At 64.0% G+C, this 10,235-nt stretch carries 5 protein-coding genes and 2 pseudogenes; 4 read left to right on the plus strand and 3 right to left on the minus strand.

Going from position 1 to position 10,235, the window contains the following annotated elements; all coding sequences use genetic code 11:
- Positions 1 to 385: 385 nt before the first annotated feature.
- Positions 386 to 1,624: pseudogene (locus tag N1F91_RS30330) on the plus strand (IS256 family transposase).
- A 742-nt stretch (positions 1,625 to 2,366) separates the two neighbouring features.
- Here the strand turns inward: N1F91_RS30330 and N1F91_RS30335 are convergent.
- A complete protein-coding gene (locus N1F91_RS30335; RefSeq protein ID WP_289997638.1) occupies positions 2,367 to 4,136 on the minus strand; it encodes a TRAP transporter fused permease subunit in 1,770 nt (589 codons plus the stop codon).
- Complete coding sequence (locus tag N1F91_RS30340; protein WP_289997640.1) at positions 4,133 to 5,173, minus strand: TAXI family TRAP transporter solute-binding subunit; 1,041 nt, start codon at positions 5,171 to 5,173, stop codon at positions 4,133 to 4,135. Before N1F91_RS30340 ends, N1F91_RS30335 begins: the two co-directional genes overlap by 4 nt.
- A 25-nt stretch (positions 5,174 to 5,198) precedes the next feature.
- Here N1F91_RS30340 and N1F91_RS30345 point away from each other — a divergent pair, with 25 nt between their 5' ends.
- Complete coding sequence (locus N1F91_RS30345) at positions 5,199 to 6,398, plus strand: alpha/beta fold hydrolase (protein ID WP_289997641.1); 1,200 nt, start codon at positions 5,199 to 5,201, stop codon at positions 6,396 to 6,398.
- On the opposite strand, the gene N1F91_RS30350 is transcribed toward N1F91_RS30345, so the two are convergent.
- Positions 6,382 to 7,869: a class I adenylate-forming enzyme family protein gene (locus N1F91_RS30350; protein WP_289997643.1), complete on the minus strand. Its 1,488-nt coding sequence runs from the start codon at positions 7,867 to 7,869 to the stop codon at positions 6,382 to 6,384. The genes N1F91_RS30345 and N1F91_RS30350 overlap by 17 nt on opposite strands.
- A 156-nt stretch (positions 7,870 to 8,025) precedes the next feature.
- On the opposite strand from N1F91_RS30350, the pseudogene N1F91_RS30355 reads away from it, so the two are divergent.
- Positions 8,026 to 9,042, plus strand: a pseudogene (locus N1F91_RS30355) (IS1595 family transposase).
- Between the two features lie 351 nt (positions 9,043 to 9,393).
- Positions 9,394 to 10,191, plus strand: a complete 798-nt coding sequence (locus N1F91_RS30360) for a hypothetical protein (protein WP_289997644.1) — start codon at positions 9,394 to 9,396, stop codon at positions 10,189 to 10,191.
- Positions 10,192 to 10,235: the final 44 nt, after the last annotated feature.

Here is a 10,235-nt window from a genome sequence, read left to right on the forward strand (position 1 = left end):
CATCATGCGCTTCTTCAAGTCGACGCTCCCCGAGAAGTGGAAATCCTTCCGGGACACCGTCAACGACAACTTTCACATCGTCCGACCCGACGAATTTCGGGTTATCGGGTAGACGGGGTATCACTGGCTTCGCGCACCCGCATGTGTAGCCGCACCAGTCCGAGCGCGAGCAGGCGGCAGACCTCAGCGTGGCGCTCGGTGGCGGTCAGATGGTCGGGCGGGAGGGGATTCGGGCGTTTCATATCCCCAAGGTAGCGGTCGCCACGTCCGATCTTCCCAGAAGGCCACGGGTCGCCATGTCGATGGTCTGCACAGAGCCCCGCCGACGGGGACTGTCGGGAATTCCGTGTGCGGGCGGGCATAATGGGACCGAAGGAGATCACCCATGGCCCGCCGCAAAGACCCCAGCATTCCTGACGCGCTTCTCGACCAGCTTCTGTCTGGCGCCGATCCCAAGTCGGCGTTCGATCCCGGCGGGTTGCTCGACGGGCTGAAGAAGGCGCTCGCCGAGCGCGCGCTGAACGCCGAGATGGATCATCATCTTTCCGGCGAGAACGGTGCTGGCAACGGCCGCAACGGCTACGGCAAGAAGACGGTGACGAGCGACAGCGGCAAGTTCGAACTCGCCGTGCCTCGGGATCGTCAGTCGAGTTTCGATCCGCAGCTCATCGCCAAATACCAGCGCCGCTTCCCCGGCTTCGACGAGAAGATCGTCTCGATGTATGCGCGGGGCATGAGCACCCGCGAGATTGTCGGCCATCTCCACGACCTCTACGGCATCGACGTCTCGCCGGACCTGATCTCGGCCGTCACCGATGCCGTTCTGGACGAGGTCGCCACCTGGCAGGCGCGGCCACTCGAGCCGGTTTATCCGATCGTCTTCTTCGACGCCCTGCGCGTGAAGATCCGGGACGAGGGCTTCGTCAGGAACAAGGCCGTTCACATCGCGCTGGGCGTTCGGGCCGACGGCACCAAGGAGGTCCTCGGGCTGTGGCTGGAGCAGAACGAGGGCGCCAAGTTCTGGCTGCGCGTCATGAACGAGATGAAGAACCGCGGGGTGGAGGATGTCCTGCTCGCCGTCGTCGATGGTCTGAAAGGCTTCCCCGAGGCGATCACCGCGGTCTTTCCGGACGCGACGGTCCAGACCTGCATCCCCGGATCAAGTCCGAGGACCCATCTTCTGCGCCACAGCCTCGACTTCACGTCATACAAGGGTCGCAAGCCGGTCGCCGTGGCGCTGAAGGACATCTACGGGGCCACCGACGCAGACGCGGCCGGAAAGGCTCTGACGGCGTTCGAGGAAGGGGAATGGGGTCGCAAATACGCAGTGATCGGCCAGAGCTGGCGCCGGGCCTGGAGCGAGGCCGTCCCGTTCTTCGCCTTCCCCGAGGAGGTTCGCAGGATCGTCTACACGACGAACGCCATAGAGGCCCTCAACTCCAAGCTTCGCCGGGCCGTCCGCGCCCGCGGCCACTTCCCGTCAGACTAGGCCGCGATGAAGCTGCTCTTTCTCGTCTTGAACAGGGCCGAGAAGGAATGGAAGATGGCGCCGCGTGAATGGGCGATGGCAAAAGCGCAGTTCGCCATACTCTGCGGCGAGCGCTTCACACGGGCCATGGCCTGAGAATGTTCAACCGCCCGCCCGCACACGGAATTCCTGACAGTCCCCGCCGACGGTTTTCCACACGGCGTCAGTGGTGGAGCATTGCGTTGCGGCGCGCGAATGGATGCGGGGTTCTGCCGGTGTCGCGGGGTCACGTCCCGGCACGCGGCTGCACGTTCAAAGGCGGGAATTTCTGGCTTTTGCGGAAACATTGGGGCGTCCCCACCGTCAACATCAACGGCACAGGCGCCACCCCAGATCAATGGCCCGATGGCACCTACTCGGTTCAAGGGACGGCGGCTGCCTTGGGCGTCACACCACAAGCCGTCTTCGACTATCTTGCACGCGGCTGGCTCGAAGGGCGTCAGTTCACGAAAGGGCAACCATGGCAAGTCGTACTCTCACACGACTAGATCAACACGCTGCGAGCGCGGGTCGCACGCATTGGGAGTTCAAAGAAGGAGGCATCATGACAACCTCGGTGTTCCGAAAGTCTCGGTCCATCCGTCGAACGGCAGAATGAGCGCTACTCGATCGAGGTCATCCGGTTCGCCTCCCACTACGGCGACGCGAACCCCACCTATGCCCGGGCGCAAGCACTGAGACAAATTTTCACGATGTGAGGTGGGATTCGACCTGTCGGCGCGCCGGCGGCGCGCGTCCGCTGCATAGTATTGACGGGCATCACAAGGAGCGTCTCCGCCTCGCCGGTGGCACTCCGCGAGTTCTCGGACGGTTCCGACCCCGTAGAATCCAGGTTGTATCAATCAGGCCCGACGCACACATCGCGCGCGACAACATGGCGTGACGACGTCGCCCGTCCCGAGAGCCAACCGGCGCCCGCGAGGATCGCCGCCGCGATCGCAAGAGTTGCAGTCGTCTCGGGCAACGGGGCGGCCAGGAGCAAGCCCGGGAAGAACACCAGCAGGAAGGGCAGCACGTAGAGGAACCAGCCGAAACGCATTGCCGCGAAGGCCGTTTCGGAGAAACGAGCCCCCGAGATGCCGCTCGCTGCCAGGGCCGCGAAGGCAACGGGCGGCGTGATCATCGAGACCACGCCGAAATACAGCACGAACATGTGCGCTGCGATCGGCTCAACGCCAAGCTGGACGAGGCCCGGGACGAGCAGGCTTGCAACCACGATGTAGACGCCACTAGTAGACAGCCCGGCCCCTAGCACCAGCGCGGCCAGCGCCGTCAAGACGAGCGATAGGAACAGGCTCGCCTCGCCGAGATGCACCAGTCCTAGCGCCAGGCTGACATCCAGTCCGGTCAGATTGAGCGCACCCACAACGACGCCGAGCCCCGAGCCCGCCAGCACCAGCATAGCCATAGCGCGCATTGTTCGCGGCATGACATCGCGGAGCCGCGCGACGAAGCCACGCGGGCCGAGCAGGACGATCCCAACGGCAGCCGCCGCCGCAGCTCCCATAACACCGGCCATCGCCGTCGCCCGGTCTCCCCCCACCATTGTGACGGTTATCGCCGCGAAGGGCGCGATATGCCAAAGCATGGACCATTTGAGAGGCGGCGGTGTGTCATCTGGCGGCGCCTCGGCCCGCGTTGTCTCGATGCTCCGGCTATATCGGTTGGCATGCAGAAGCATGATCACGTAGCAGATCGCGGCGGGGATCGCGGCCGAGAGCGCGATCTTGCCATAGGGAATCCCGCTGATATCGGCCATCAGGAAGGCAGCTGCACCCATCACAGGCGGGGTTAACTGACCGAGCGTCGACGACAGCGCCTCAATGCCGCCAGCCTGCGGCGCGGGAACACCCATACGCCGCATCCCCGTGATGGTGACAGCACCGGAAGTCAACACATTGGAGGTCGCGCTGCCTGAGACGGTGCCAAACAAGGCCGACGAGATGATCGTCGCCTTGATGGCGACGCCGCTGCCGCCCCGCGCAAGGCGAAGCGCGAGAATGTCCAGCGCCGCCGTTCCACCGGATGCCTCGAACATCGCACCAAACAAGATGAACAGGGTTACAGTGCCACCAATGACGGCCAGCGCCTGCCCGAGAAAGGCGTCGCCACCGACGACCATATAGGTGACGTATCGCGCCACGCTGACTGGCGCCGCGTGAAACGGTGCACCGAGATATTGGGCGAGATAACCGACAGCGAGCGTCGCGATCACCAGGATCACCATCGCGCGGCCCGAGGACAAGCCCACCGCCCAGGTAACGGTAACCATGACCGAAACGGAGACGGCGAGGATCAGCGGCGTCGGCAGTACGAACAGGGCCGCATCGCTGCCGAAATGCGCGAGGAGATAGCCACCCGCCACCGCCGCGACCATGGATCCGGCCACGAGCAGCGGCACCCCCGACGCCCTCGCGTTGCGGACGGCGTCAAGAAGGATGAAGATTACGGCAGATGCGAGCAACACGCAGAGGAACTGCTCGCCGAGGAAGCGCGCGGAGAGCGCCCGCGCCGGATCCAACGTCCATAACACGGGCAGGAGAACAACGGCGACGCCCGCAACAGAGGATACGACAGATAACGCATGCCGGGCAGGCGAAAGATTCAATTAGACAATCCCTTCTCGCGGAAGAAGGCTTCCGCCGCGGGGTGATAGGGCAGGCCGAGGTCGGCGTTCATGCGCGTTGGGTCGAACCAGGCCATGCTGGCGACCGACTGGACCATCAGATCCTTGCCGCCATACAGGCTCTCCACGACTTTACGAACCGTCGCTTCGTCCGCGCCGGCATGGGTGTAGACGAGGAAGTCATACTCGAGAACGACAGTTTCCTGCTCAATGTCGCCCAGTGTCGGGTCCGGCTGCAGGCGAACAAGTGAACCGACCGGGAGGATCTTCCTGACCTTTGCCAGGGCCGCTTCGTCATCGTGGAGCGGGAGCGGGAAGAGACCGCCGACGGTACGGGAGACCTGTTCGTCGCGCGGCGTGCCGATGACGAAGATGTAGGCATCGATCTGGCCGGCCGCGAAAGCATCGGCCATGGCGGTGAAGTCGTTGACGGGAACCTTCTCCACGTCGCCATAGGACAGACCGCCATTGGCGAGAAAGGCCGAAATGAGGATCTCGCCGGTGACGGCGGCTCGGAACCCGGCCGGCAGGCGCTTCCCCTTTAGGTCGTCGAAGCCCCGGATACGGCTATCCTTGCGCACCGCCAGCGCCATGCGAAGCGGCTGGAGCCGAGAAACCAACCTGAGGTTGTCCATCTTCTGGCCTTCGAACCGGCCCAGCCCAAGCATCGCCTCCCGCATTGCGTAGGCGTTCTCGAGACCGAAATCGACCTCGCCGCTGTCGACGAACGCGGCGCCCTGGCTCGTGCTCTTGTAGGGCTGCGGACGCAGGTCGAGCCCGCCGATCTCGCTGGCAGCGCGCGCGACCGCCAGCGCGATGTTGTAGGTCGAGGACCCTTGAGCGGCGGAGGCGATCGTCACCGGTTCAGCGCGCACTTCCTGGACCATGAGCACCGTCGACAGAACTGCAGCCATTGCTAGGTGCCTGAACATCGTCTTAATCCCCAATCCTGATGAAAAGGCCGAATTCGGCCGAAATTTCATTGCATAATTGCCAAACCTAGGACAAGTTTCGAACAAAAGAAACCGTCGGTCAAAGAGCCTGATGACACAAGACACAGAAAAATCGATCGAACGGGAGACGCTTAAGCTCCGCAACTCTTACGAGCAGCCGCGTGCCGGCCTCGAGACGCAGATGGCGGACGTCTTCTCCCGGATCATGGGCGTGACGCCAGTCGGGGCGGAGGACGATTTCTACGATCTCGGTGGAGATTCCCTGCTCGGTGAGCAGATCAGCATGGAAATCCTGCGCGTCACGGGGAAGGTGTTTCCGATCTCCGACCTGTTCGAGAACGGCACGCCGCGCGCAGTGGCAGCAGCCTTGTCCGGAGCAACGGGCGAGACCCCCACGGAGTCGGCGCGAGAAACCTTCTTCATCGTCCATGGCCGCGGCGGCTATACCGTTCCCAAGCCGGGCTTCAGGGCAGGGATCACGAGCGGGGCGCGCGTCGCCATGCTCGAACTGCCCGGCATCCGCGGCGATAAGCCCTTCCCGCGGACGGTCGCAGACGTCGCAAAGGCCTATGTCGAGCATATCGAACGCGAGCAGCCCGAGGGTCCGGTGCGCCTGGCCGCCTTCTGCACCGGCAGCCTGATCGCCCTGGAAATGGCGCCACGATTGAAGGAGCGCGGACGCAACCTCGAGACGCTCGTGCTGCTCGATCCGGGCATGCCGGATTCGCTCGTCGACCGCCATCGCTCGATGGTGCTCCTGAAGGAAAGCCCCGCCGACCTTCGCGGTCGACTGATCTTGTTCTCAGGCACCGGCCGGCTCTCGGAGACATTTTCATTCCTCGAGCCGCTATGGCTTCGCGTGCGCGCGATCAAGAACCTGCTTGACCGGGTGAAGAAGCGCAAGGGCGTCCCGCGAGAGCGCCTGCGCTACGGAAACGCCGGCCTCAAGGACTGGCCCCGCGCATGGCTTGTGGCATCCTATCGCCATGCCTGGCCACGACCGTTCGACACCCGCTGCCATATCCTCGCTTCCAGGAACCGTTCCGCGGGCTATCTCGACAAGAATGGGGTCTGGCAGTATCTCCTGCCCAACCGCGCCGTGCATATCCTCGTCGAGAGGCACCACGACATCCTGAGCGGCACTTCGGCGCACGTCGCCGCTGCCATGGAGACGCTGCTTCTCGGTGGCGAACTCGCCGGCGACATCACGGTTTCCGCTCCCGTTCCGGCGTCGTCCGAACGCGTCCGGTCTGCCGCACCGGCGGGAATGACCGCTACAGCCGCGTCCTGAGTTCGGTGCGCAGCACCTTGCCGTTGGCGTTGCGCGGCAGCGCATCGAGAAGAATGAAACGGCGAGGCCGCTTGTCCGGCTGCAGTTCGATGCGGCAGTGCGCGCTCAGTTCCGCTTCGCCGATGCTGCCGTCGGTGACGACGAAGGCGGCGATCTCCTCGCCCAGCGCAGGATCGGGATAGCCAATCACTGCAACGTCGCGCACGCCGGCCCGCCGCGAGATCGCCGCTTCGACTTCGCCGGGATGGACGTTGGCACCACCCCGGATGATGAGGTCGGACGTCCGGCCAACCACGGTGAGAAAGCCGTCTTCGCTCAGCCGCGCCAGGTCGCCGGTATAGGCCCAATCGTTGCGGATGCGGTCTCCCGCCGCCCTGTCGCGTCCCCGGTAGAGATGGCTGGCCATGCCGACGGAGCGAACACGCAGAACGCCGACCTGTCCATGGGGAACCGGCCGGTCCTCGTCGTCGACGATCTCGACCGACACGTTGGGCCGCACGCGCCCCTCGGTGTCGGGCCGCTTCAAGACATCCTCGCCGGCCAGGATCGACACGGTGCCGGAGAGGCTGGCCGAAAAGCAGTGAAGAAAGCCCGGGGTCAACCGGCGGTAGGCCCGAAGCTTGTCCTCCGCGCTCATGCCCGAACCGCCGCAATAGAGCGTCTCGAGCATCGGCAGATATGGCTCGTCGCCCTCGCCGACGGCATCGAGCATGGCCGCGACCGTCGCGGGGACGGCAAACAGGAACGTGATGTTGTCCTTTCGCACGCGCTCGGCCAGTTCGAGGGCGCCGAATGTCGGCGGATGGAACAGGATCGTCGCGCCGATCAGCAAATGGCGCAGCGAATGGTGTCGCGAGGCTGAGAAGGACAACGGATAGGCGTTCAGGAAGCGCCCGCCCGCACTGACAGAGACGCCGTCCACCGGCACCAGACCGCCAAGGCAGCGTCCGATCAGATCGCCGTGGCTCATGACGATGCCAGCCGGCCGACCGGTCGTTCCGGATGTCAGGGAGATCGCGGCCGGATGGCCGGCGGAGGGATCGCGGTCGGGGGCGGTTGCGGACTGCCGCGCGACGAGTTCCGCGAACTCGCCGTCCCAGACGAGCGACGGATAGGCTCCGCCGCCGAGATCGCGGTCTTCCAGCATGAAGGCGAGATCGAACTCCTCAGCGAGACGGACGCGCTCCTCGGCACGGGTGCGGAAGTCGATCGGCACGGCGACAGCATCGAGCATCCAGAGCGCGAAGAGCGCGGTCATGTGGTCCATGCCGTCGCGCAGCGCGATGCCGACCTGGTCGCCAGGCGCGACCCCACGAACCCGAAAGGCATGCGCGAGACGCGCCGACGCGGCGGCGAGGCTTTCATAGCTCAGGCTGCGGGCGCCTTGCACCAGCGCGGTGCGATCACCATACCGCTTGGCAAGTATCGAGACCGTATCGGCCAGACTGGAGTTCGACTCTTGATCCACCATCCCGCTCCTCCCCAGACTTTCGCAGCCCGAAGCGATTTCCAGTTTCGGCCATCGCACGGCGTCGGCAGCGTGTCCATCACAGCGAGTGACGTGGAACGAAAATTGGAAGCTTGCCTATCCGGTTGACCTCCATACCTGCGAGATCCAGCGTTTGGTATGGATGTCCTGGCCCGTGAAGATCTGCCGTTTCCGGAGTCGCTGCGGGAATTTCAGCGCATTTTTCCCGACGACGCGACCTGTGCTGCATATCTCGAAAAGGCCCGCTGGCATGGTGGGTTCGTCTGTCCCAGCTGCGGCGTTGTCGGCGAACCGTTCCGTTTCGAAGCGCGCCCGGGTGTTCTGCGCTGCCGCGCCTGTCGCAAAGACGTAAGCCTGATGGCTGGGACTGTCATGGAGCGCAGTCACACGCCATTGTCGACCTGGTTCTGGGCGGCTTACCTGATGTCCAGCCAAACGCCCGGAATGTCGGCCGTTCAATTTCAACGGCAACTCGGCCTGTCGCTCTATGAGACTGCCTTCGGCATCCTTCACAAGCTCCGCGCCGGGATGGTGCGCCCAGAGCGCGACAAGATTGGCGGCAGGCTGCAAGAGCATGTCGAAGTGGATGAGACGTGGGTGGGCGGACGGACCCGAGGGGAAGGCCGTGGGGTCCATCACAAGGTTCTCGTCTCCTGCGCCGTGGAGGTGCGTCGCCGCAAGCCGGGAACCAAGCTCGACAATCGGAAAGACGGTCGCTAAGCGGGACGCGTCCGTCTCGCCGTCGTCCCCGACCGCAGCGCCAATTCGCTCGGCAGTTTCGTCGAGAACGCCGTTGCTCCCGGATTGCTGATCGTCACCGACGACTGGAGCGGTTATGTCGGGCTTCGCAAGCGCGGATTCGACCATCACGCGATCGCCGCTTGCGGAGACCCGGAGATCGTAGAGGAAATTCTGCCGATCATCCACTTGGTCTTCGCCAATCTGAAGACCTGGATAAATGGCATCCATCACGGCGTCAGTGCCAAGCATCTGCAAGCCTACTTCAACGGGTTCACGCTCCGCTTCAATCGGCGCTTCTATCCGTTCAACGCGTTCCTCTCACTGCTCGGAATGGCCGGCGGGGCCGCTGCTCCGACCTTCGACGGGCTCTACTCCGGAGAATGCAACCACCCTACCTTTAGCGGGCGTGGGTAACAACCGGATAGGCGAGGTTTGAAGGTGAACGGCGAGCCAAGCCAACCATCAAGCAAGCCGAGGCCGACGGCCCGACCGTCGGCCCCGCAGTCAGACCATTCCGCACAATAATTGAAGCGGGTTGTGGATGGCGTGCGTCGCTTTGAATCGGGTCGTGAGGTTTCCTGAGGGAGGTGGACAGGCGTAGGTCGGGAGCATGATCGATGCGGACGCCAGCAGGTATCGCTGGGACAACCAATGTCGAGCGGGAAAGGGTGGGCCGGTCCCACCCTACGCTACAGAGAGCCTTGAGTGGGATGAATGTTCACGTTAGGTTCCGAATTTTTCCAACCCTGAGCCACAAGGCACCTGATGTCGTTGAAGACGCTCGATCGCACGCTATGGAGCTTCGATGAGACGCTGGCGCATGTTCAGAAGGTAGCGGTTGCGCGGGGAAGCGAGGCGGCGAAGTTGCTGCCGGAGCCCGCGCCGACCTATCAGCCTTGGAACCTGCCGCAGGATCCCAGAATTGCCTGGAAGGCGCAGGGGGAGGCCGAACTGCTGGTCGCACTGCGCGATGGCGATCTCATCGCGCAAGATCGGTACACGGAGGAGCGACCCAATGGCTGTGGCTTTGGCGCCAGCAGCGGCTTTGGGCTGCACTCGGGTTATCACACCAGCATTCGGCCCAAACAGTGGCGCGAGGGCTGGTATCTGACGGGCAAACTCACGGCGCGCGACTGGGAGTTCATCGATATCCGGATGCCGCGCTTCATGGTCAAGGCGATCTGGCGGGATCAAATACCGGAGGTGGATCGCAACTTGCCCGCTTCTTTACCTTCGGCGCAGCGCGGCGGCGCGAAGCGCATGTCGGGGCCTTACTTTCTAAGGCCGGGTGAGGGAGATCGCGTCGGGCAAGGCTGCTCGGCGCGACACAGGCCACTGAACACGGGTGACTTCACGGGCGCGACGATGAGCATGCTCGGCCCACATGTCGTGCAGCCGGGGGCGGTTGTTTCCGGTGCGAGCCGTTGCGGCAGCCAGTGGACCGTTGCAGCCGGCAACGAAGCACGAGTGATCGGGGCCGATCCTGTTGCGCCTTGCAACTCCGTCACCGTCGTCCAGCCGGATGGCGTCGGGCGATCGATGAGCTATAAGCGCTGGCGATGAAAAGCAGGGTGTCGTGATGCCGAGACGCGTACTGGCTGGGCTCG

This window comes from Aquibium sp. ELW1220 (assembly GCF_030398385.1).
Classification (GTDB): Bacteria; Pseudomonadota; Alphaproteobacteria; order Rhizobiales; family Rhizobiaceae; genus Aquibium.

Coding starts and splice junctions, on each gene's coding strand:
- N1F91_RS30360 (WP_289997644.1), top strand. CDS start 9,394: ATGTCGTTGAAGACGCTCGATCGCACGCTATGGAGCTTCGATGAGACG.
- N1F91_RS30350 (WP_289997643.1), bottom strand. CDS start 7,869: ATGGTGGATCAAGAGTCGAACTCCAGTCTGGCCGATACGGTCTCGATA.
- N1F91_RS30345 (WP_289997641.1), top strand. CDS start 5,199: ATGACACAAGACACAGAAAAATCGATCGAACGGGAGACGCTTAAGCTC.